Origin of the sequence: Methylobacillus gramineus, assembly GCF_020532675.1 — a bacterium.
Taxonomy (GTDB): Bacteria; Pseudomonadota; Gammaproteobacteria; order Burkholderiales; family Methylophilaceae; genus Methylobacillus; species Methylobacillus gramineus.
Genome location: NZ_JAJAVE010000001.1, coordinates 33,926 through 57,512, shown reverse-complemented (window position 1 = coordinate 57,512; position 23,587 = coordinate 33,926). Strand labels below are relative to the sequence as shown.

20 protein-coding genes are annotated in these 23,587 nt (G+C 48.9%); 7 read left to right on the top strand and 13 right to left on the bottom strand.

The genetic code is table 11. From position 1 onward, the window contains the following. Positions 1 to 108: 108 nt before the first annotated feature. Positions 109 to 861 carry a PEP-CTERM sorting domain-containing protein gene (locus LG201_RS00240; RefSeq protein WP_226770187.1) on the bottom strand — a complete coding sequence of 251 codons (753 nt, stop codon included), beginning with the start codon at positions 859 to 861 and terminating at the stop codon, positions 109 to 111. Between the two features lie 160 nt (positions 862 to 1,021). Further along, positions 1,022 to 2,476 carry a M17 family metallopeptidase gene (locus LG201_RS00235; RefSeq protein ID WP_226770186.1) on the bottom strand — a complete coding sequence of 485 codons (1,455 nt, stop codon included), beginning with the start codon at positions 2,474 to 2,476 and terminating at the stop codon, positions 1,022 to 1,024. 197 nt (positions 2,477 to 2,673) lie between these two features. On the opposite strand from LG201_RS00235, the gene aceE reads away from it, so the two are divergent. The 6 genes from aceE (at position 2,674) to LG201_RS00205 (ending at position 11,447) form a co-directional block, all read left to right on the top strand. Continuing rightward, entirely contained in the window at positions 2,674 to 5,328 is a 2,655-nt protein-coding gene (aceE, locus tag LG201_RS00230; protein WP_226770185.1) for a pyruvate dehydrogenase (acetyl-transferring), homodimeric type, read from the top strand. 93 nt (positions 5,329 to 5,421) lie between these two features. Then, positions 5,422 to 6,756 carry a dihydrolipoyllysine-residue acetyltransferase gene (gene aceF / locus LG201_RS00225; RefSeq protein WP_226770184.1) on the top strand — a complete coding sequence of 445 codons (1,335 nt, stop codon included), beginning with the start codon at positions 5,422 to 5,424 and terminating at the stop codon, positions 6,754 to 6,756. Between the two features lie 16 nt (positions 6,757 to 6,772). Beyond that, the gene (gene lpdA, locus LG201_RS00220; protein ID WP_226770183.1) at positions 6,773 to 8,536 is read left to right on the top strand and encodes a dihydrolipoyl dehydrogenase; all 1,764 of its coding nucleotides are present in this window, start codon (positions 6,773 to 6,775) and stop codon (positions 8,534 to 8,536) included. Positions 8,537 to 8,916: 380 nt separating this feature from the next. Then, positions 8,917 to 9,573: a cytochrome b/b6 domain-containing protein gene (locus LG201_RS00215; RefSeq protein WP_226770182.1), complete on the top strand. Its 657-nt coding sequence runs from the start codon at positions 8,917 to 8,919 to the stop codon at positions 9,571 to 9,573. Positions 9,574 to 9,640: 67 nt separating this feature from the next. Further along, the gene (locus LG201_RS00210) at positions 9,641 to 10,780 is read left to right on the top strand and encodes a DUF6607 family protein (RefSeq protein ID WP_226770181.1); all 1,140 of its coding nucleotides are present in this window, start codon (positions 9,641 to 9,643) and stop codon (positions 10,778 to 10,780) included. Positions 10,781 to 10,973: 193 nt separating this feature from the next. Beyond that, positions 10,974 to 11,447, top strand: a complete 474-nt coding sequence (locus LG201_RS00205) for a cupin domain-containing protein (RefSeq protein ID WP_226770180.1) — start codon at positions 10,974 to 10,976, stop codon at positions 11,445 to 11,447. 66 nt (positions 11,448 to 11,513) lie between these two features. On the opposite strand, the gene LG201_RS00200 is transcribed toward LG201_RS00205, so the two are convergent. The 11 genes from LG201_RS00200 to LG201_RS00150 all read right to left on the bottom strand — a co-directional run bounded on the left by LG201_RS00200 (position 11,514) and on the right by LG201_RS00150 (position 20,206). Beyond that, positions 11,514 to 12,923 carry an aryl-sulfate sulfotransferase gene (locus tag LG201_RS00200; protein ID WP_226770179.1) on the bottom strand — a complete coding sequence of 470 codons (1,410 nt, stop codon included), beginning with the start codon at positions 12,921 to 12,923 and terminating at the stop codon, positions 11,514 to 11,516. 166 nt (positions 12,924 to 13,089) lie between these two features. After that, positions 13,090 to 13,950, bottom strand: a complete 861-nt coding sequence (gene ccmI, locus LG201_RS00195; RefSeq protein WP_226770178.1) for a c-type cytochrome biogenesis protein CcmI — start codon at positions 13,948 to 13,950, stop codon at positions 13,090 to 13,092. Continuing rightward, on the bottom strand, positions 13,950 to 14,408 hold the full coding sequence (locus LG201_RS00190; protein WP_226770177.1) for a cytochrome c-type biogenesis protein: 459 nt from the start codon (positions 14,406 to 14,408) through the stop codon (positions 13,950 to 13,952). Before LG201_RS00190 ends, ccmI begins: the two co-directional genes overlap by 1 nt. Further along, positions 14,405 to 14,941: a DsbE family thiol:disulfide interchange protein gene (locus LG201_RS00185; protein WP_226770176.1), complete on the bottom strand. Its 537-nt coding sequence runs from the start codon at positions 14,939 to 14,941 to the stop codon at positions 14,405 to 14,407. Before LG201_RS00185 ends, LG201_RS00190 begins: the two co-directional genes overlap by 4 nt. Further along, positions 14,938 to 16,902 (bottom strand): heme lyase CcmF/NrfE family subunit, encoded by a 1,965-nt coding sequence (locus LG201_RS00180; protein WP_226770175.1) that lies wholly within the window; start codon positions 16,900 to 16,902, stop codon positions 14,938 to 14,940. Before LG201_RS00180 ends, LG201_RS00185 begins: the two co-directional genes overlap by 4 nt. Beyond that, positions 16,899 to 17,366, bottom strand: coding sequence for a cytochrome c maturation protein CcmE (gene ccmE, locus LG201_RS00175; RefSeq protein ID WP_226770174.1), 468 nt, complete (start codon positions 17,364 to 17,366; stop codon positions 16,899 to 16,901). Before ccmE ends, LG201_RS00180 begins: the two co-directional genes overlap by 4 nt. Beyond that, on the bottom strand, positions 17,363 to 17,554 hold the full coding sequence (gene ccmD, locus LG201_RS00170) for a heme exporter protein CcmD (RefSeq protein ID WP_226770173.1): 192 nt from the start codon (positions 17,552 to 17,554) through the stop codon (positions 17,363 to 17,365). Before ccmD ends, ccmE begins: the two co-directional genes overlap by 4 nt. Beyond that, positions 17,554 to 18,297, bottom strand: coding sequence for a heme ABC transporter permease CcmC (gene ccmC, locus LG201_RS00165; protein WP_226770172.1), 744 nt, complete (start codon positions 18,295 to 18,297; stop codon positions 17,554 to 17,556). The genes ccmD and ccmC overlap by 1 nt, the downstream gene beginning before the upstream one ends. 8 nt (positions 18,298 to 18,305) lie before the next feature. Continuing rightward, positions 18,306 to 18,974: a heme exporter protein CcmB gene (ccmB, locus tag LG201_RS00160; protein ID WP_226770171.1), complete on the bottom strand. Its 669-nt coding sequence runs from the start codon at positions 18,972 to 18,974 to the stop codon at positions 18,306 to 18,308. Then, entirely contained in the window at positions 18,971 to 19,594 is a 624-nt protein-coding gene (ccmA, locus tag LG201_RS00155; RefSeq protein ID WP_226770170.1) for a cytochrome c biogenesis heme-transporting ATPase CcmA, read from the bottom strand. Before ccmA ends, ccmB begins: the two co-directional genes overlap by 4 nt. 147 nt (positions 19,595 to 19,741) lie before the next feature. Beyond that, on the bottom strand, positions 19,742 to 20,206 hold the full coding sequence (locus LG201_RS00150) for a c-type cytochrome (protein ID WP_226770169.1): 465 nt from the start codon (positions 20,204 to 20,206) through the stop codon (positions 19,742 to 19,744). Positions 20,207 to 20,818: 612 nt separating this feature from the next. Between LG201_RS00150 and LG201_RS00145 the strand changes: the two genes are divergently transcribed. Beyond that, entirely contained in the window at positions 20,819 to 23,584 is a 2,766-nt protein-coding gene (locus LG201_RS00145; RefSeq protein WP_226770168.1) for a TonB-dependent receptor, read from the top strand. Positions 23,585 to 23,587: the final 3 nt, after the last annotated feature.

Sequence of the window (23,587 nt, the reverse complement as noted above, 5' to 3'; positions counted from 1 at the left end):
AAGTCGGCGATAAAGAAAAAGGGCGACAATGCCGCCCTTTTTCTATTCCCCATCCGGTTTCATCTTAATGAAAGCAATTCTGCCGCAGAGGTTAACAAGCCCAGATGTTTAAACGCACTGTTGCATTTTTCTCCTGCGAGCCAGACCGAGGAGACTTAAGCCAGCAAACATCATGGCATAAGCACTAGGCTCAGGCACAGCAGTCACGCTGACCTGAAAATTATCGACACCAGTCCTAGCCAATGTTTGCCTGCATCCAAAAGCACCACTACAAGACAAATTCAACGAGAAGCGAAAACCAAACTGGATAGGAGCTCCTGATGCACTGAAATCTGGGTTAAATTCCACATCGTTATAAGGGTCACCCCAATTACTAGCCGATGTAAATGACCAAGTCAGGGTATTCCAATTGCCAACCGTGACTATAGTGTCAGACGAAGCGACTGAAAAACTGATCCCGTTTTGCAGGATCACTGGTCGCAAATAGGCTGAGACCTGGGTATTGATGTTACTGGAGAAGCCTTTGGCATCAAATGTGAAGCTAAGCGTATCTAACGCACCCGACACTGCAGGATTATAGGCAAACCCATCGTATATATTAGCTACCCTGATGGCACTTAAACCAGGTTGCGAAGTAGCGGCCTTATTGAAATCCAACAGGCTATAGCTGCCGGGATTACCTCCGGTATTATCCAGCGCACTCCAGTTCAAGACTTGTCCGCCAGTATTCTCAATACTATATTGCGTCCACTCTGCATCGGAAAAATCCCCGACACTAAATCCACTATCCGCAGCCATGGCCACGGGAAGCTGCCATACAAAACCAGACACCAGTAACAATCCGTACACTCTCTTGGACATTTTCATTTGGCTTTCCTTCCTGGGTTATGTGCCAATGAATATTTCATATCATCCATTGGATCGGTCAGTGTTTAGTGCCTTTATCTTTATAGTGTTTGCTCACTGACTAACTTCTTCATTAGATAGAAAATAGCGGCCAACTAAAATAGTCCTAACAGACTTATTCGCCAGCCGTTTTAATCAGTGTCAATCCCAGACTAACGCCAAAGCCATTCACATCACTGCCTACAGCCCCCAGCCCTCCCTTACGGTTGTATGAAGACAAGTCCACATGCACCCAGGGCACGTCATTCTCGATAAATCTGGCCAGGAAGCGAGCCGCCAAGACATGGTCAGCCCCTCCTTCCAAGGTACACTGCTTGATGTCCGCGATATGGCTTTCCAGATCCTCTTCATAATCTTCATCAAACGGCAGCTTGCATACCCGCTCGCCCACCGTCTCCCCAATGGCAACCGCTTTGTCCAGCCAATGTTGATGATTGCCAATTACGCCGCTGTATCGATCTCCCAAGGCCACATGCATGCTGCCGGTGAGCGTTGCAAAATCCAGAATAAACTCGGGCTTTTCACGTGAGGCCAGCGTCAGTGTATCTGCCAGTACCATGCGGCCCTCGGCATCGGTATGCACTATTTCAATCGTGGTGCCATTCAGTGCCGTCACCACGTCATTCTGCTTGTAGGCCTGTGGGCCAATATGGTTTTGTGCAATCGCCAGCCAGCAATCAATCCTGATCGGCAATGTAGATTGGCTGGCCGCGAGCAGTATCCCAAGCGCCACTGCAGAACCATTCATGTCCTCATGCATGCCGCTCATATAACGGGCAGGCTTGAGGTTATGGCCTCCGGTATCAAAGCAGATGCCCTTGCCCACCAGCGCCACATGCTGTTGTGCGCCTTTAGGCGCATAGCTCAGATGCACAATCGCCGCATCTTGCGGATCGGATCCCTGGGCCACGGCGACAAATGCCCCTGCCCCCAGTTTACGTAGCTTTTTGACGTCAAATGCTTCATGTTTCCAGCCATGTTGCTTGGCCAGTGCAGCAATCTGCTCCCGATACTGGGTTGGGGTCTGCTCATTCGGCGGGGTCATCGTCAATTGCCGCGCCAGCGCATTGCCTTGCACCAGGGCGGCGACATCGGCAAAACCCGCATCATCTTTCCATCCCAGGATGGAAATTTTCTTCAACGGATATTGTTTGGTTTTAGCCTTACGGGAAGGCAATGCAACCGCATTCACGCTCAATACATAAAACGCTTCTCGTGCAGCTTGCTCACGCTGCACATCATCCCCCAACACCACCACCGTCACAGCCTGTGGTTTATCCTCAAATAGGGCCTTGGCTGCTTTACGTAACAGCGTATGTCGTTGAAAACAATTTTGCTTGCCATCAAGCACCACCCAGCTGGCTACACCGCCGTTGGGGAGGTCTGCGAACAGTGGTGTTTTCGCCAGGTCGGTATATTTGCTACGCGCACGTCTGAGCCTGGCCTCTAGTATTGTCGCCAGTGGCAATGCGGATGGTTTGTTCTTGGGTAGAACAAACAGTATATGACTTGCATTGGCGAGGGATTTCTCATCAGCCAGGCTAGCGATTTGTTTCAATTGCACGGTCATTAAGATTCCTCTTGTTTTTAGCGGGTTAGCCTCTTGGATTCAAGCGCTGGCTGATACGGCAAAACTTGACCTGATGAGTCAAAAAAGCCAATATAGCGACTTCAAAACGGCCTCAAGCCATAACGACATTTCAAGCTTGATGCTGCATCAGGCTGATTATACCCAAGCGAATCATACAAGTTTCCCGGAGATCCTACATGGCATTGACCCCCGATATTGACCCTCAAGAAACCCAGGAATGGCTTGAAGCCATCTCATCGGTACTTGAGAGCGAGGGAACCGAGCGCGCGCACTTCCTGTTGGAAACGCTCATCGACAAGGCTCGCCGCTCAGGTGCATATTTACCGTATAACGCGACTACCGCTTACGTAAACACCATTCCGTCACACCTGCAAGCCAAGCATCCTGGCGATACCGCCATGGAGCGCAAGATTCGCGCACTGATCCGCTGGAATGCGATCATGACTGTACTACGCGCAAATGAAAAATCACCTGGCGTAGGTGGTCACATTGCCAGCTTCCAATCCGCGGCCACTTTGTATGACACAGGCTTTAACCACTTTTTCCGTGCTGCCAATGAAAACTTTGGCGGTGACCTGATTTACTTCCAGGGGCATTCCTCACCAGGTGTCTATGCCCGCGCTTTCCTGGAAGGTCGCTTGACTGAAGAACAAATGTCCAACTTCCGTATTGAAACGGAAGGCAATGGACTGTCCTCTTACCCTCACCCCTGGCTGATGCCTGATTTCTGGCAGTTCCCTACTGTGTCCATGGGTCTTGGCCCATTGCAAGGTATCTATCAGGCACGCTTCCTGAAATACCTGCATGACCGTGGCATTGCTGATACCTCAGACCGCAAGGTGTGGGTATTTTGTGGTGATGGCGAAATGGATGAGCCTGAATCATTGGGCGCCATTTCCCTGGCTGCGCGTGAAAAACTGGACAACCTGATTTTCGTCATCAACTGTAACCTGCAACGCCTGGATGGCCCGGTACGTGGCAACGGCAAAGTGATTCAGGAATTTGAAGCTGCGTTCCGCGGCTCAGGCTGGAACGTGCTGAAAGTGCTGTGGGGCTCTTATTGGGATCCATTGCTGGCAATGGACAAGGATGGTCTGCTCAAGAAGCGCATGGAAGAGTGCGTAGACGGCGAATACCAGAACTTCAAGGCCAAGGGTGGCGCCTACACGCGTGAGCACTTCTTCGGCAAGTATCCTGAACTGAAGGAAATGGTCGCCGCCATGTCCGATGAGGATATCTGGCGCTTGAATCGTGGCGGTCATGATCCGCACAAGGTGTATGCGGCTTATCACTCGGCTGTGAACCACAAGGGTCAGCCTACTGTAGTGTTGGCCAAGACGGTCAAGGGCTATGGCATGGGCCAGGAAGGCGAAGGCCAGAACACGACCCACCAGCAGAAGAGCATGGGCGTAGAAACGCTGAAGGCCTTCCGTACCCGTTTTGATCTGCCTCTGACCGATGAGCAGGTGGAAAACCTGTCCTTCTACCGTCCGGCAGAAGACAGCCCGGAAATGCAGTACCTGAAAGCGCGTCGTGAAGCCATGGGTGGTTTTGTGCCATCCCGTCGTCGTAAAGGTAACGAGCTGACCGTGCCAGAACTCTCTGCATTCGAGAACATGCTGGGTGCCACAGGCGAACGCGAAATTTCCACCACCATGGCGTTTGTACGCATACTTTCGACGCTGGTACGCGACAAGACCCTGGGCAAGTTTGTAGTGCCCATTGTGCCGGATGAAGCCCGTACCTTCGGCATGGAAGGCATGTTCCGCCAGCTCGGCATCTATTCTTCCGTCGGCCAATTGTACGAGCCGATGGATTCCGACCAGGTGATGTTCTATAAAGAGCAGAAAGACGGCCAGATCCTTGAAGAAGGCATCAACGAGGCAGGCTCATTCTCTTCATGGATCGCCGCCGCGACCTCCTACAGCGTCACCGGCGTACAGATGATTCCGTTCTACATCTTTTACTCCATGTTCGGCTTCCAGCGTATCGGCGACCTGGCATGGGCAGCGGGCGACTCGCGTGCGCGTGGTTTCCTGCTAGGTGCTACTGCTGGCCGTACCACGCTGAATGGCGAAGGCTTGCAGCATGAGGACGGTCACAGCCACCTGATGTCTGCCACCATCCCCAACTGCATTTCCTACGACCCGACCTTTGCCTATGAACTGGCCGTGATCATTCAGGAAGGGCTTCGTCGCATGGTGCAAAACCAGGAGGATGTCTACTACTACATCACCCTGATGAACGAGAACTACACTCACCCTGCCCTGCCAAAGGGTGCTGAAGAAGGCATACTCAAGGGTATCTACGCATTCAGCAAATCCAAGGCCAAGGGGCCCAAGGTTCAGCTACTTGGCAGCGGCGTGATCCTGCGCGAAGTGATTGCTGCAGCTGACTTACTGGAAAAAGACTGGGGTGTTGCTGCTGATATCTGGAGCGTGACCAGCTTTACCGAGCTGCGCCGTGAAGGCCTGGATGTTGAGCGCTGGAACCTGCTCAACCCAGAAAAGGCACAGAAAGAAAGCTTTGTTGCAAACAGCCTGAAAAAAGCAGAAGGGCCTGTGATTGCCTCGACCGATTACATGAAGTCCTATGCTGACCAGATCCGTAACTTTATTCCACAACGTTACGTCACCCTGGGCACAGATGGTTATGGACGTTCAGACTCCCGTGAAGCGCTGCGTAGCTTCTTTGAAGTTGATCGCTTCCACGTCGTCGTCGCGGCATTGAAAGCTCTGGCTGACGAAGGAAAACTGCCAGCAGCCAAGGCAGCTGAAGCCATCAAGAAATACAAACTCAACGCGAACAAGCCTAACCCTACTACGGTTTAACTTGTCGCATTCATCATGCATCACCTCTTGTTGATCTAGCTCAGGAGGTTGGGCATGATGATCTTGAAAAGATGAATTTTAAGGAACACAAGCATGGCAATTAAAGAGGTACTGGTTCCCGACATCGGTAATTTTGACAGCGTGGATGTGATCGACATCCTGGTCAAGGCTGGTGACACCGTCGCCAAAGATGACTCCTTGATCACTCTGGAGTCCGACAAGGCATCCATGGATATCCCCGCGCCTTTTGCCGGCACGGTCAAAGAAGTCAAAATCAAGGTCGGTGACAAGGCTGCCCAGGGTGGGCTGATCCTGCTTCTGGATGCAGAAGAGGGCGGTTCTACTGCGCAACCAGCAACTGAGGAAAAACCTGCGCCAGCCCCAGTGGCACAAGCCGCGCCTGCAGCCGCAGTACCTGAGCCCACTCGTCCGGCACCAGAGCCACCACCAACCATACAACCACAAGCTACTCCCAACCCGATTGCCGCCCATGTGGAAACTGCACCGGGCAAGCAGGCTCATGCCAGTCCATCGGTACGCAAGTTTGCAAGAGAACTTGGCGTTAACCTGTCGCTGGTCAGCGCAAGTGGCCCCAAGAACCGTATTGTCCAAAGCGACGTACAGGCCTTCGTCAAGGGTGAACTCAACAAACAACGCGGCGGCGGTATCGCTTCCGCCGGGGGCATTGCCGTAATACCAGCACCGGTCATCGACTTCAGCCAGTTTGGCGGCACAGAGATCAAGGCACTATCCCGTATCAAGAAGCTGTCTGGTGCCAACCTGCATCGCAACTGGGTCACCGCCCCCCACGTTACCCAGTTTGATGAAGCGGATATTACCGACCTTGAAGACTTCCGCAAGTCCATGCAGGCAGACGCCGAGAAGCGTGGCGTCAAGCTCACTATGCTGGCATTCCTGATCAAGGCCTCGGTCAATGCATTGCGTACCTATCCGAACTTCAATGCCTCGCTTTCCCCTGATGGTGAAGGCCTGATCCTGAAGCAGTACTATAACGTCGGCTTTGCCTGCGATACGCCTGATGGCCTGGTGGTACCGGTCATCCGTGACGTCAACCGCAAGGATGTACTGGAAATTGCCGCAGAACTGGGCGAGCTTTCAGCCAAGGCGCGAGAGCGCAAGTTGAAGGTTGAGGAAATGCAGGGTGGTTGCTTCACCATTTCCAGCCTGGGCGGCATCGGTGGCACTGCATTCACCCCTATCATCAATTGTCCGGAAGTCGCGATTCTTGGTGTTTCCCGTTCCAGCATTCAGCCTGTGTTCAATAGCAAGACCAAGGCTTTCGAGCCACGCCTGATCCTGCCACTTTCCCTGTCTTACGATCACCGCGTCATTGACGGTGCTGATGGTGCACGCTTCACCAGCCACCTGCGCATGATGTTGTCTGATGTACGTCGTTTGTTGCTGTAAGAATTAAGGGAAAGATATGAGCAAAATTACTGAAGTATTGGTTCCCGATATCGGCAACTTCGATAGCGTGGATGTGATTGAAGTCCTGGTCAAGGCTGGCGACACCATTGCCAAGGAGGACTCACTGATTACCCTTGAGTCTGACAAAGCCTCCATGGATATTCCCTCCTCCCACGCGGGCGTAGTGAAGGAAGTCAAGGTTAAAGTCGGTGACAAGATTGCCACGGGTGCATTGATCCTGCTGCTGGAAGAATCCGCCAGCGAAGTGACTGCGGCACCAGCAACCGAGACACCAGCAGCAAGTACTGCTGCTGTAACGCCAGCTGTAACGCCAGCTCCCACGCCATCCACTCCAAGCGGTGATCCAGATATCAACACTGAGGTGGTCGTCTTGGGCTCTGGCCCAGGCGGCTACACTGCGGCTTTCCGTGCAGCAGATCTTGGTAAGCAGGTGGTCTTGATCGAGCGTTACACCACACTTGGGGGCGTTTGCCTGAATGTGGGTTGCATCCCATCCAAGGCCCTGTTACATACGGCCAAAGTGATTACCGAAGCGGAAGACACCGCTCATCATGGCGTTAGCTTTGGCAAACCCAAGATCAACCTGGATGAGTTGCGCAATTGGAAAGCCAACGATGTCGTTGCCAAGCTGACTGGCGGTTTGGCGCAAATGGCCAAGCAACGCGGCGTCACTGTTGTCCAGGGCGTAGGTCAATTCACCAGCCCGCACCAGATCGCTGTCACTGCCGCAGATGGCAAGGTCACCACAGTCGGGTTCCAGAACGCCATCATTGCCGCCGGCTCACAAGCAACCAAATTCCCTGGCGCTCCTGAAGATGAGCGCATCATGGATTCTACCGGTGCGCTGGCGCTGGCTGATATCCCCAAACGCCTGCTGGTAATTGGCGGCGGTATTATCGGCCTGGAAATGGGGACGGTATATGACGCGCTGGGTACCAAAGTCAGCGTGGTTGAATTCATGGATGGCCTCATCACCGGTTGCGACCGTGACCTCGTCCGCCCATTGCAGAAACGCATGGAAAAGCGTTTCGAAAGCATCATGCTCTCGACCAAGGTTGCCAAGATTGAAGCCAAGAAAGACGGCATCCATGTCAGTTTTGAAGGTGAAAATGCGCCCAAGGAAACCCAAGTCTATGACCGCGTGCTGGTCTCCATCGGCCGCCGTCCCAATGGCAAGAATATAGGGGCAGAACACGCAGGTGTTGCAGTCGATGACAGAGGCTTTATCAATGTCGACAAGCAGATGCGTACCAACGTACCGCACATCTTTGCGATTGGTGACATCGTGGGACAACCCATGCTGGCGCACAAGGCCACGCATGAAGCCAAGGTAGCGGCAGAAGTCATTGCCGGACACAAGGTCGAGTTCCAGGCATTAGCCATTCCTTCAGTGGCGTACACTGATCCTGAAGTGGCTTGGGCTGGCGTGACCGAAACGGATGCCAAGGCCCGTGGACTGAACATTGAGAAAGCCTCATTCCCCTGGGCTGCCAGTGGCCGCGCATTATCTATCGCTCGCTCAGAGGGCGCCACCAAGCTGATTTTCGACAAGGAAACGCATAGACTGATTGGCGCAGGCATCGTCGGTGTCAATGCCGGTGAATTGTTGGCAGAAGCCGTGCTGGCCATAGAATTGGGCGCTGATGCCCATGACCTTGGCCTCACCATCCATGCCCACCCCACCTTGTCAGAGACGATATGCTTTGCTGCCGAGATGAAGGAAGGCACGATCACAGACTTATATATAAAAAAGAGATAATGAATCACTATAAAAAATCCCGTGTAATGCGGGATTTTTTATGTAACCGTGCGCATAAAACACTATTTTCCAATCCTAGCATCCTGACTCTCAGGTTATTCCGTCCTGCTTATATGCTCATCCCACTCATCAAAAGTACGTGAAGTTCATACAGACAATCCCTTCTTAAAACCCAATTCACTGCACTTACTGCTGATCCAGAAATATCCAACTGCTCAATTTTCAGCAACAACCTGCTTCAAAACAAACAGATTCATGCCCTTCACTCACAAAAAAACTCCTAACATATTGTATGTAAATAAATTTATACCCAGGTACATTATTTGCTATTAATCTCAGAATATCTTGTCACCCATGGTGGCAACGTTTTAGGAGCAAATATGAAACACATCAACACCTGGGATTTTCCCTTACGATTTTTTCACTGGTCCCTCGTGGCGCTTTTTGCTATTGCCATTATTACCGTCAAAATAGGTGGAAATGCTTTGGAGTGGCATGTCATTTCCGGAGAGGCCTTGCTGGCCCTATTGATTTTTCGTGTGCTGTGGGGGTTTGCAGGCGGCACTTATGCCAAGTTTTCGAATTTCATTCGCGGCCCACGCGCGATTATTGGCTACCTGAAAGGTACTGGAGATAAGACTATCGGACACAATCCTTTGGGTGGATGGTCGGTTATAGCCATGCTATTGCTGTTACTGGCACAAGCTGTTACCGGGCTTTTTTCTAACGACGATATTTTTACTGAAGGCCCGCTTTACTCACTGATTGATAAAGATACTAGCGACTATCTAACCTATCTACATACGATCAACCAATACATACTATATGGCCTCATAGGATTACACATTGCAGCTATCATCTATTATCGATTGTTCAAACGTGAAAACCTAGTCAAGGCGATGATTACTGGCCGCAAGCAGGTACATCATTCATTACCTGATACTCATGCAAGCCAAGGTGGGCATGTAATTTTAGGTTCAATATTACTCGCAGTAAGCGCGGGTATCGTCTGGTTTATCGCCACACACTGGGCATAATACAATTTTGCAATAATCCCACTTACTTTAAAATCACCTATTTACACACCATGACCGCTCACAACTCATGACATCCAGGCTAGTCCTTGTACTGATTCTTTTTTCCCATCTCGCTTTGGTTTACGCTGACACCGTGACGCCTGTCACTGAGCGTCAATATACATTCTCATGGCAATTCCAAGACGAATCCAGCTTATCTCCCCGAGGTGGCACAACAACAGGTACAGCAGTCAAACTAGTCACGGAACCAACTGCAGACTGGAAAGCCTTGCAGTCACCCGGCTTGAACAGCTTTGAACGAGACCGGCGCGCCATTTTAGCCATGGCCGGGGAATATCGGGCCACTTTTGACTTCATCGAAACTACTGGGTTTATTGCTGCTTATAAACCCACTCGCCCTTATCGTAGCTGGGGCACAGAAAAGGTATATGTTGTAGAAGACAAAGGCACCTCCATCGTCCTGCAACACTTGTTGGTCATGTCCTTTGTCGATGATAACGGCAAGATTGAAGGCCCATTCGTCACCAAGCATTGGCGCCAGGACTGGCAATATGAAGCGCGGGAACAGCTTGTGTTCCAAGGAAACAACACCTGGCAACGGATCAAGGTACCAGCACATCAACAAAATGGGACCTGGCGCCAGACAGTTTATCAAGTTGATGACAGTCCTAGATATTCTGGGGTGGCCAAATGGCAGCACCTTGGCAATTACTCTAGCTGGGCAGATGAAGATGGCTGGCGGCCACTTCCTCGCCGCGAATACAGCATACGCAGCGACTATGATGTGCTGATAGGCAATAACCGTCATATTATCACCCCAACAGGTTGGGTACATGAACAACAAAACCTAAAGGTCAGGCTCGATAAGACTGGCAAAATTGCAGCCAGCAGTCCGGTGATTGGCCGCGAGTCAGGCTTTAATCGTTATGAGCGTATAGAGGATTTTGACTGGAGCGAAGGAGACCGTTATATTCAGGCGAGCAAGCCCGTATGGGATGCTGTACGCAATAAATGGCAGCAACTTATCGCCGATAATAACCTTCTAGTACTACGTGGGGCTCCAGATAAGGACAATCTGTTTATTCCGCTCTATCAATATGCGCAGGACATTGCCAAAGCAAGCACCCCTATACCCTCTACGCAAATCACCGACAAGGTCAATGCAGCGGTACAAGCTTACCTGGCGGATGAGACAAAAACCAAATAACGCTGTTTTACTCCTCTAGCACCAAGTGTTGGTCGATTGTTGTTCAGACAACTCTACCCTGCATCAATAAAACTAAAATCCCTTATTATTCATACAAGTAAATCCATCCCTCCATTGGCATGACGATTGCTATTACAAGACATGGCTATTTTAAAGGCGCAGTAATACGTCGCATACCAACCGGAGAATCGTAATGAGCACACTGTACAAATCCCTCACCACTTTGACCTTGGCAGGCATACTAGGACTGGTTGTATTAACAGCCAGCATCAGCATTGCAAGTGCAGGAGAAGAGTTGGATCCCAAAGCCATTTCAATCAAGCTGCCTAAAGACATTAAGTGGATAGCTAACCCTAGCGGGTCAGAATCTGCAGTCTTGGTAGGAGATCCTAGCAAACCAGGCTTGTATGTCGTCCTGAACAAATGGAAGGCGAATCACCATAGCCGTCCCCATTCACATCCTAATGATAGGTTCATCACTGTGCTTTCAGGTACTTGGTGGGTCGCAACAGGGGCAGACTATAATCCTGCTCACTTTAAACCGGTGCCAGCCGGCAGCTTTGTCACTCACTATGGCAATGAAATCCACTACGATGGCGCCAAAGATGAAGACACGGTTCTGCAGATTGTCGGGATAGGCCCAGCTACCTCAAAGCGAGTGGAATAAAAGAAATAAGCTTAACTGCCTGCCTGGAAAGTCACGACTGCCAGGCAGGCTGACGACTTAATCAATTTAAGGTTGAGCAGGAATATGAAAATCGCCTGGCAAAGGTGGCTTGACCACTTTTTCACTGCGTAAAGTATTTGTCGGCACCCAGGAATAAGGGATGGGCTGGCCTCTATAAAGCTGGCTGTTGCTGGTTGGCTTGCCAGTGCTGGCATCCTTCCCTATTCGAGGATAAGGATTCACATATTCCCAGACAATATCGCCATCCCAGGTCACCTGGAACAAACGACCTTTTTGTCCTTCATTGATGAAAGTATTGCCGTTAGGCAGCCGACGAGCATTGCTGATGTGCGTACTGCGAAAAGACCATCCGGGGCCACCAGAATCCTCTCCCGTATATTGCCAAACTACTTCCTTTTTGATTGGGTCAATTTCCAACACACGCGACCCACCAGTTACCGATAGCGGCACTGGTGGATATCCTGCCTCGCCCTGGTTATCGAAGACCAAGAGATTACCGGCACCAGGCAACCCTTCCGGAATCAAGTGTGCATCATGTTGACCACTGATCTGATCTACAGGCCTGGGGACATTCCGTGGCTTTGGCCCACTGCCTACAGAGACATAATGTGGCCCCAGCAGCCACACAACCTTTCCACTCTTGCGATCTATAATGGCAATAAAGTTGGCATTACGGGCATCCACCAGCAAGTTGTCAGGATGAAATCGTTGATCTCCTGACTTGTACCAGCGATTGGGGCCCAGTACTTTTAAATTATTGAAATGTAGATAGTCTGCATTTTCTGAGTTTTTCACCAGTTTCAACTCATCCGCACTGAAGCCAAACTCATGCAAATGATCTGCAGCGACCCATTTCCACACGACTTCCCCCGCTGGATTAACTTCATATATCACGTCATCTAGGAGTTGCGGCTGTTTGAAACCAGGTACCTGATGGGCAAGATTAGCCAATAGCAGCGTATTGCCATTAGCCAGCCTCGTCCAATCGTGATGCTGTTGAGCAAGGCCACCTGGAGCTTTTTCACCAAACGACCAGACCGGCTTGCCTTGCCAATCCAACTCGGCCACTGTCTTGGATATCCTGGTCCGATTAAGCCCTGGCACCAGACCTGTGCCCTTGCCATCCACTGTCAACACAGTCACCAGCACATGCCCCAATTTTCCCGCATTCAGCGCTGGATCAATCAGGGTGCTATGCCCGCCAGCATCGGGCCAGGTATTAACAACATTACCATTCAGATCAATAAGCCTGGCAACATTATCCCCGCTTGAGAACAACACGTAGGAGTTAAAAGCCCGGCTCGGATCGTAGATTGTCGTGCCTGTGGGATACACACTTGGGCTGGCCAATGTGAGCGGTAACTGGCACAAGGTTAATAGGCTGATTAGACCCACCTTAAGACAAAACTTGAGTTCTGGATGATAGCGAGACAAGATAGGGGTATTTTCTGGCATGGATAAATTCCGGGTTTAATCACCCCGTACTTTTAGCAGCTACCGTGCCAGCTTAATGCCTCATTCAACCCATTGATTTTGTATTAAATTTCTATTCACACCAATACATCACTGCTGGACTGTAAACAATCAACACACTCTCACAGTTGCGGCTACAACAGTGATATTACCGTGCTCCACTATCAAGTCTACGTGCCTCTTCCAACGCTGTGCTGACTGACACCGCAGCCTCAGAATCTGCAGGTAACTTTTGTAACAAGCGCTCCCACAAAGTGATGGCTCGAGGATAATCTTGACGCTCAAATGCAGCAGATGCTGAGAGCATCAATGCTTTTACCTGCTCAGGATCTAGTTCCAATGCTCGATTCACCAGTGCCTCTGGTTTACCTGTCATATTGTGCTGATTGATAAATGCCAGAGTAATCGCATAATCTACCAGTAGTTGTGGATCATCAGGAATAATGCGGATGGCATGCTCAAATGCTTCTACAGCCTCATCATAGCGCTGAAGTTTGGCATCAGCCCGCGCGAGCAATGCCCAACCTGCACCATCGCTCGGATCCTGCTTTAATTGCTGCCTGAGTGATTGCAATATCTGCTCTATGTTCGCTGGCACATCTTGACCATTGAACTGTTGACTGACAGGGGCTACCTTCAATGCGCTAATTGCATGTGGATTACCAGTGGTAAGATAAATCAAAATGCTAGACACTGGCACTATCAGCAACAGAATAATCGCCAATAACCGGTCTGGCTTCGCAAGCTTTACCTCGTGCTCAATAGGCACAATCAATTGAGCCTCATCCAACAACCGCTGTTCAAGCTCGTGTTTTGCTTCCTGATATTGCGCTGTATTGAGTACATCGCTAACCCTGTCTTGCTCAAGCTCGGCAAACTGCTCACGATAAATTGTCACTGTCTGATTACCGCTATCAGCAATCTCAGCCTGACGACTCAACAAAGGCCGCAAAAGCACAATTAGTGTTATCAACACCAACAGTGCGGCCACTCCCCCAAATATCAGCATTATTGATCCTGCCTTAACAACTCAGCCACCTTGCGCGCTTGTTCAATGTTCGATGACACAGGCGCCATATGACTTTCACGCCTTCGCACAAACACTGAGACAAAAATTACTCCAAGAAGCAATAAGGCAAATGGTCCAACCCACAAAACCGCAGTGCTGGCTTTGAAAGGAGGACGGTAGCGGACAAAATCCCCATAGCGAGCCACAAGGTAATCAACGATTTGCTGATCGCTCATGTTCTTGGCTGCCATTGCACGGATTTCATTCCGCAAATCTTCTGCCAGCGGCGCTGTAGAATCTGCCAAAGTCTGGTTCTGGCATACTAGGCACCTCAGCTCCTCTGCCAGGCGAGAAACCTGAGCTTCTATCTGTGGATGATTGGCCATAGGAGCGGCCTCCTGGGCAAACGAAAGTTGTCCGAAAAAAAACAAGCCTATGATGATCAAGCAATATTTCATTCCGCATTTAACTCCATAATGAGCGGTAATAATCGCTCTGCAACAACCTGTTCGGTCAATTGACCAATATGTTTGTACCTGATGATTCCAGCCTTATCGATCACATAAGTTTCCGGCACTCCGTAAACTCCGTAATCGATACCAGTACGGCCCTCTTGGTCAATTACAGAGGTCAAATAAGGATCGCCCCCACCCTGCCTTAACCAAGCAATTGCTTTATCCCGCTCATCTTTGTAGTTCATGCCGATAATCGGCACAATCTGGCTGGCAGCAAGCTTCAACAATACTGGATGCTCTTCACGGCATGGCGCGCACCATGATGCCCAGACATTGAATAACCAAACCTGCCCTTGCATCTCTGCCGCGGATAAAGTCAGTTGTGGATCATTTAAGCGAGGTAAATTAAATAAGGGAGCTGGCTTGCCAACCAATGGAGATGGAACCTCATGGGGATCATGACGCAGTCCAGCAGCTAAAAATCCCACCAAGATTAAAAAAGCAGCCAAAGGAATCAGAATAAAAAGACGTTTCATACCGTTGCCACCTTTTGCTGACCAGGCCGCTTGTGTCTAATGCGATAGCGTTTATCGCTCAAAGCAAGTACGCCACCAGCGGCCATCAACAGGCAACCTCCCCATATCCAGTTCACCATGGGTTTGTGGTAAATCCTCACACTCCAGCTTCCATCCCCTAGCGACTCGCCCAGCGAGGCATACTGATCACTCCATAGACCGGCAGCAATGCCTGCCTCGGTCATCGGCATATTCTGTACGGTATACAGCCGCTTTTGCGGATGCAGACTAGCCACTTCGCGCTGGTTGCAACTTACGCGCAAATTGCCTTGAGTCGCGATGTAATTGGGGCCCTGAACTTCAGCTACTCCATCAAACGTAAAGTCGTAGCCTGACAGGTGAGCCACATCGCCTGGATGCATACGCACCGCCGTTTCGGTTTCAAACCCTTTGACGATCGTCACACCCAGAATGAAAACCCCTATCCCTATATGAGCCAGCCACATACCCCACCATGAGCGCGTCAGGCTACGCAGGCGTTCACTGATAGGTAAGCCTGCTAGCCTCAGGCGTCCCCATAGCGTTTGCAACGAAGAAAAAAATACCCAGAAAGCCAAAAATAAGCCAAGCCCAACCATCGGTGTCCATCGCCCTAAGATCAATGGCAGCAATATCGCCGTTACAACGCTAACCAAAAAAGCCCAGCGCAGACGCACAATCAGCTCGGGCAATTCAGCTTTCTTCCAGCGTGCTAACGGGCCAATACCCATCAGAAAGACGGCTGGCGCCATGAGTGGTGCAAACACGGTGTCAAAGTACGGAGGACCGACTGATATCTTGCCTAAATTCAGGGTGTCAAGGAACAAGGGATACAGTGTCCCCAGCATGACTGAGGCAGCCGCGACAACTAACAACACATTATTAGAAAGGAGCAGACTTTCTCGGGAAAATGCACTGAAACTACCTCCTTTTGCAATAGAAGTAGCACGCCATGCAAACAGGCCGAGCGACCCGCCTATCACAATGACAAGAAACGCAAGAATGAACAGGCCACGCTCAGGATCGGTGGCGAAGGCATGAACAGAAGTCAATACACCAGATCGCACCAAAAATGTCCCAAGCAAGCTCAATGAGAACGCAGTAATCGCAAGCAACACGGTCCACGCCTTGAAGCTTCCACGCTTTTCCGTCACGGCAAGCGAATGGATCAGTGCAGTGCCCACCAACCAAGGCATGAAAGAGGCATTTTCCACGGCATCCCAGAACCACCAGCCACCCCAGCCCAATTCATAATAGGCCCAATTGCTCCCTGCCATGATGCCTACCGTGAGGAACAACCACGCTAAGGTTGTCCATGGACGTGACCACCGTGCCCAGGCTGCATCAAGCTCACCACCTAACAATGCCGCAATAGCAAAAGCAAAAGCAACTGAAAAACCGACATACCCCATGTAGAGCATAGGAGGATGAAACACCATCCCGGGATCTTGCAGTAAGGGGTTAAGATCGCGTCCGTCAATGGCCGCTGGTATGAGACGCTCGAACGGATTGGACACAGTGAGCATGAACAGGAGAAATCCAATACTGATCAGCCCCATTACGCCCAGAATACGTGCGCGCGTCAGTTCAGGTAGTGCTTTTGAGAAAAAACTGACCGCTAGCGTCCACAGGTTGAGAATGAAGACCCAAAGCAGTAGTGAGCCCTCATGCCCTCCCCAAAGTGCAGCTACCCGATAGTGCAGAGGCAATTTGGAGTTGGAATTGGAAGCCACATAGAGTACTGAGTAATCTTTAATGGCAAATGTATAAGCTAGACAAAGCATTGCCAGCGTGACCAGCAAAAATTGCAGCCTGGCACTGGGCTTTGCCAACGCTATCCAGGCAGGCTTGTTCAAAGCAGCCCCAGCAATCGGAAAAACGCCCTGTACTACCGCCACCAGCAAAGCCAGAATCAAGGCAAAATGACCAATCTCAGGAATCATGACTTGCTCCCTGCTGTGCCGGGAGTCTGCGTAGCCTCTGCCGCTTTGGCGCGCTTAAGCGCCTCGGCAGCTTCCGGTGGCATATAATTTTCATCATGTTTAGCCAGTACATTACTGGCAATAAAACGACCTTCCAGATCCAGCACCCCTTGTGCAACCACGCCCTTACCCTCTTTGAACAAGTCTGGGAGTATTCCCTGGTAACTCACGGGGATATGCTTGACCGTATCTGTGACCACAAAATGAACGGTGAGGCCGTCAGGCTGACGCTCAAGACTATGTTCCACCACCATGCCCCCAATGCGGAAACTAGCATCTTTAGGTACTTCACCATTAGCCACCTGGGTCGGTGTATAAAAAAATACTATATTGCTGCGAAAAGCACTCAGTATAAGTGTCACTGCGAGGGCAACTGCCACAATAGCCGCACCGATCAAGGACGCGCGCTTATATCTCAACTTCATTCTTGATACTCCAACCCTTGATCTGACCATGACTGCAGCTGCTTCACGCGGGCAATCGCCTTGCGTCGACGTAAGCGCAAAGCAAACACCTCACAAATGATGACCAATAGAGTCAAACCAAATGAGCCCCAAACATATCCGGCGTAACCGCCCATCGCGAGAAATTCGCTCCATGAATTCCATTGCATTACGACTTTACCTCTTCTAGTTGCCTTACCCAGCCAGCATGCCGCTCACGCTCAAGAATAATGCATCGTACCCGCACAAAAGTGACAGCTATGCTGTAAACCCAGCTCGCCAACGCCATGATCAACATACCAGTAAGCATGGTCACAGCCATTTTGGGTGCGGATGACATATTGATAGAAGCGCCCTGATGCAAGGTATTCCACCAACGCACGGAAAAATAAATGATAGGCACATTCACTGCACCCACAATCGCAAGTACCGCTGTTGCCCGATCGGCACGTTGAGGGCTATCAATCGAAGCACGAAGCGCGATAAATCCGATATACAGAAATAAAAGAATCAGCTCAGAAGTAAGGCGCGCATCCCAGACCCACCAAGTGCCCCAGGTTGGCCTCCCCCAAAGAGAGCCAGTAACGAGCGCCAGCAAAGTAAACAAGGCACCTGTGGGCGCAAGTGCCTGTGCCATCATGGAAGATAATCGTGTATTAAATACCAAACCAATAGCAGCCCAGAAAGCCATGGCTAAATAAATCACCATGGACATCCACGCTGCGGGGACATGAACAAAAATGATACGGTAGGCTTCCCCCTGCTGGAAATCAGTAGGGGCTATGACAAAACTGATATAAATTCCGGCTAACGCCAATAGCGTGGCAATAACATACAACCAAGGAATCAATCGACCCGCCAGAGGATAAAACGTCTGTGGTGCCGCATATTTGAACCAGTTAATCGCTGACATGTGACTCACTATTCCAACGCAATTCGTAAAGCAATACTGGTAGCCCAAGGGGCAACAACCAACGATAGTAAAAAACAAGCAACAAGCAACATCACATATGCTTGAACCTCAAGTCCTGCCTGGCTAGCGACTACAGCACCGGCTCCAAAAATCAGAACAGGGATATATAACGGTAGCACCAGTACGGAAACCAACACCCCACCACCACGGCTACCTAACGTTAACGCAGCTCCAATGGCGCCTATCAAGCTTAAAGTAGGGGTACCTAGCAACAAGCTAAGCACTAATACAAACAAGGGCTCGCCTTGAAGGCCATATTGCAACCCTAGCACTGGCGCCAACAACACCAAAGGCAATGCCGATATCAACCAATGCACTACGATCTTGCCAAGTACCAGCACGCTCAAGGGTTGCGGTGCAATCACCATTTGCTCAAGGGAGCCGTCAGCATAATCCCCAGAAAAAATGCGGGGTAGTGACAGGAGGCAAGCCAGCAAGGCCGACACCCACAACACACCTGGTGCGATATTACCCAGCACTACTGGGTCAGGATTTCCTGCCAATGGAAATAAACTTGCTACCACTACAAAGAAAATGAGAACTGTGCCAGCATCTGCAGGCCTTCGCACTGCCAGTAATAAATCTCGGCGTACCACTTCAATTAAAAAAGCAATCATCGAGCGATCTTGAGTTCATGCACCACAGCAGCCTGGATATCCACGTGCTGATGGGTTGTCAGAATGGCCATACCGCCATCCTGTAAATGTTGTTGCAAGCGTTTCGCCAGAAGATCAACAGATGCTACATCTAGGGCGGAAAAAGGCTCATCCAGCAACCATAACCGTGCGCGACTTAACCAAAGCCTTGCCAGACTGATACGACGACGCTGCCCTTGAGACAAACTGCCAACACGCTCATGGGCATAAGCCTCAAGCTTAACTGCTCCCAATGCATCACTAATTTGGGATGCTTGGCTACTTTGCGTTGCTAAATACGAACTAAAGCGTAAATTCTCAACTAGAGTCAAATCATCTTTCAATCCATTTAAATGGCTAATAAAAAGCGAGTCCAGGCGATATTGCTCATTACCGTTGATCACATCTCGCCCATCCCACAGCACTGATCCCTGCTCAGGGATCAGCATGCCACTCAATATACGTAACAGACTGCTCTTCCCTGCACCATTCTCACCCCGCACATAAAGCAACTCGCCTGCACTCAGTGCAAAACTCATATTTTTAAACAACAGCCTATCCCCGCGTACGCAAGCAAGATTATTGACCGTGAGCTGACTCATTCCTGTGTGCGCCTTACTTTCATATCAATTTGCAGATCAAGCCTTCATTAAAAAAACAGGGTCGGCTGAGTGAACCGACCCACGATCGCACAACACTTTGAGTTGGCTGTTTACTTCACATGCCATCCTCTGACTTGCATCATTGCTTTATTGGCGCGCTTCTTTCAAACGGAAGTCATCATGGCAACCCTTGCAGGTCTTACCAATTGCACCGACCTGTGCTTTAAGTGACTCCAAATCTTTAGCAGATGCAGATAGCTTTGCAATTTCAATCTGGAACTTGTCAGCAGCTTCCTTGTATTTGGCCTGTTCAGTCCAAATTTTAGGGTCGGCTTTAGTTAAGGCCCCTTTATCAGTGCCAGGACCAAATGAGCCAAATGGCAATGGTGCTAGCAATTCCAGCAAAGTAGCAGTCTTGACTGCAAACGCCTGATCATAGGGACGCTCACCTTTGGCAATCGCAGCCAGAGCATTAAAGTTACGGCCTATGACATTAAATGCAGACTGGCGATAACGGATTTCCTCTTCCGGTTTTGGATCTGCCGCATATGCAGCATGAACACTTCCAGTCATGGCAATAACAAGCACAAGTTTTTGAAATACTTTTTTCACGTTGATTCCTCTGTTTAATTTGGAGAGCTTGGTGTTTGGATTTTTTGTACTGCTACGTCGGCAAATCCGAGCCGACTCATTCGGTGGCTACGTTTGATCTTCATCACTCAAACGTACGAACAGATAAATCAACCTTTGCATTATGGTTTTTATGCAATATCCATACCATCAATACAAATCAAACACTTACTCTAAATTCACAAAAGAATCAGCACTAACCCTGCTTCAAAACAAACAGTCATTGTTGCCTGGATAACAATTAGAATTTTCTTTCATTATCAACATGAAAAATCCAGACAAGAAAACTCTCAAAAAAAACGTAAGGCATGTCAATTTTTAAAACCTAAACTGCTTGGAATACATCAGCAACAGAGCAATTAACACCACAACAAATGATCAGAATTCAACAGCAATACCTTTACTTTCAATACAAAAAGTGAATGTTTTTTTACATGCCAATTCTTTGAATGGAGCCAATAATAACAAGGCCTCCATAGGTTAATAAGTAATATTTAAACCTATACAAAGACCGATTGCTTATAAATTGGCACACTCCTTGCGCTAGCTGATGCGCTAATTTTTTATTTGTATGTTTAGGGAGTGGGTAAAACAATGAACTTTTCATCTCGCCATCACCGACCACGGAGGATGCCGTTTAGACTATCTAGAGTCGCAACTGCTGTTGGTGCAACAATCAGCATTCTGAGTGCCAATCCAATCTATGCAGCAGATGACGCTATCGTGAATGAACTACAGGCTGAAATCGCAAAACTCAAACAGGCGCTGGAGAAAAGCCAGCAAGAACTGGCTGCAAAAAAAGGCGATCAACCACAAACATCATCCGAGGGTCAAGCTACTCAACCTGCAGCGCAACCTCAACAGGTAGCTCAGGAAGAAGAACCTGCAGAGTTAGGCAGAGTAGTCGTTCGCAGTCGCAACAAACTTGAAGCACTGCAAGATGTGCCTATTTCCATATCCGTGGTTAGCGGACAAGAGCTTGAACGCTTTCAGGCGCGAGATCTTGGCTCTATTACGCAACGAGTTGGTAATATCCAATGGAATCAGGGTAATGCGCGAACCAGTAGTATTTCTATTCGAGGTTTGGGCCAACAAGCTCAAACAGACGCTATGGATCCTAGCGTTGGCGTAACGGTTGACGATGTTTCCTATGGCTATAACCCCCTATCAAGCTTTGACTTCTATGATATAGAGGCCGTTGAAGTGGCTCGCGGGCCCCAAGGCACGTTAAGGGGCAAGAATTCAAGCATGGGAGCTATTACCCTTACAACCAAACGTCCTACATTTGAATCTCAATCTAGTTATGCATTGACCCTGGGAGAGAATAATCGCGTTATTGGCAGTGCTGCAATTGGAGGTACTGTTATTGACAATGTTCTCGCTTGGCGCGGAGCATTTATGGTAGATAAAGGGGAGGGTAATTACCCCAACGAATATAACCGCGACTTTCGCTTCATGAATAAAGACAACGTTTCGGGCAGAGTACAGTTTTTACTCACACCTACCGAAAACTTTAATGCCCTAGTCAAGCTAGAGCTTACTCCTAAGCATGAGGAGTATTACAACGGATGGAACTTCTATACACCAACCCCAAGCACTTATACCGATGGAACAGCCACAAGAATGGGCTCAGACCCATCTAGACGCTTGGCAAGAAGTTGGTTTCGTCAGCGCAGCGATTACTCTTACACTGGAAATTACCTAGGTGAGAATGTCAATATGAATGACCAAAGGCCATTAGTCACTTCAACATGGGGAAGTTCTGCTGTACTTAACTGGAATGTAGGCGATTTCACTGTAAGTTCAATTACAGCTTATAAAAACTTTACATTCCAGGCACGTAATGATGAAGGCACTCCTTTTGATATCACTAAAAATGGTGGTGGGTTAGTTACTCGCCATGATCAACTTAGCCAAGAGTTCAGACTAAGTTCCAGCATCACTGATTTAGTTGATTATCAGGCTGGATTATATTTCCTAAGCTCACGTAACAACTATAGTTCCAGAACTGGGTTTGGATCAGATGCTGGAGCATGGTTTGCTAGTGCAGATCAATATACAACACTTAATCGAGCAATTAACCTAGATGGAACTGCTAGCGCGGGCAGCCTGTTAATGCAAAATTCTTTGAGCGGGCTCGAACATAATACTCCTCAAGACATTCATAGCACCAGTACAGCTATATACAGCCAGGCTAATTGGCATATAAATGAGCCACTTACATTTACAACTGGTCTAAGATTAACATTAGAAAATAGGAAAAACTCTTCTGAAAAAAGTATAGTTCAACAAGGCACAGGTGCGGAATTAAACCCTTACTCTGTTAATGGAGTTTTGTTAGGTGGATACGATGCAACAAATTTAGCTGACCCCACTCAGCTAGCCTTAGCAAATGGCGTAGCACAAAAATATTTTGGTGAAGATTATAATGATTTGTCACCAGCACAAATAGCTCAAATCAATGCAGCTAGAGCAATTCGTGCACAAAACATTGGTATTGTTTACAACAAAACAGAAGCCGAAACCTTCAGAAAGCTACAGCCAACTCTATTATTAAGTCCTAGTTATAAATTTAACGACAATCTAACTGGATATGTAACTTTACAGTATGGAGAAAAAGCAGGTCTTGCCCAAGTAGTCAATGGGTATGATGCCAAGGTGAAACCTGAAAAAACAATTTCTTATGAGGCTGGCATTAAATCACTTCTTCTTGATAATACCCTAACACTCAACACAAACCTGTACCTAACAGATATCAAGGATTATCAACAAAGGGTACTGATTTTTGATGCTTATGGAACAGCAGGAGATCCTAATGGAGATATTCAATATACTGAAGCTACAGGGAATGCTGCAAAAGTTCGCTCTTATGGCTTAGAAATTGATGGTGTATATACAGGCATTAAGCATACTACGCTGCGCTTTGCTGGAGCTTACAACAATGCGTATTACAGAGAGTTCAAAAATAGCCCTTTACCTCCCGAGGTAAATTCCAATACTTATGCAGATCCATATCGTGATGTATCAGGTGAAAATCTGCCCGGTGCATCTAAATTCTCATTCAATATTGGAGGAGACTTCCGTTACCCTGTATTCTCAAACGCAGAGTTTCACTCGAGCGTGAATATCGCCTACAGGAGTAGATTCAATTCAGCAGTAAACCTCTCAGATTATGGTTGGGTTGATGCTAATACTCGGGTTGACTTCTCTATTGGTCTTGGCAGGCGAGATCGTAAGTTTGATGCAAGTATTATTGTAAAAAATCTGTTTGATGATGACACTTCAGTAGTGCGCACATGGAACAGTTATGTACCCGCAGTTCCTCGCTGGATAGGCATTATGTTTACTAGTGATTTGTAAAAT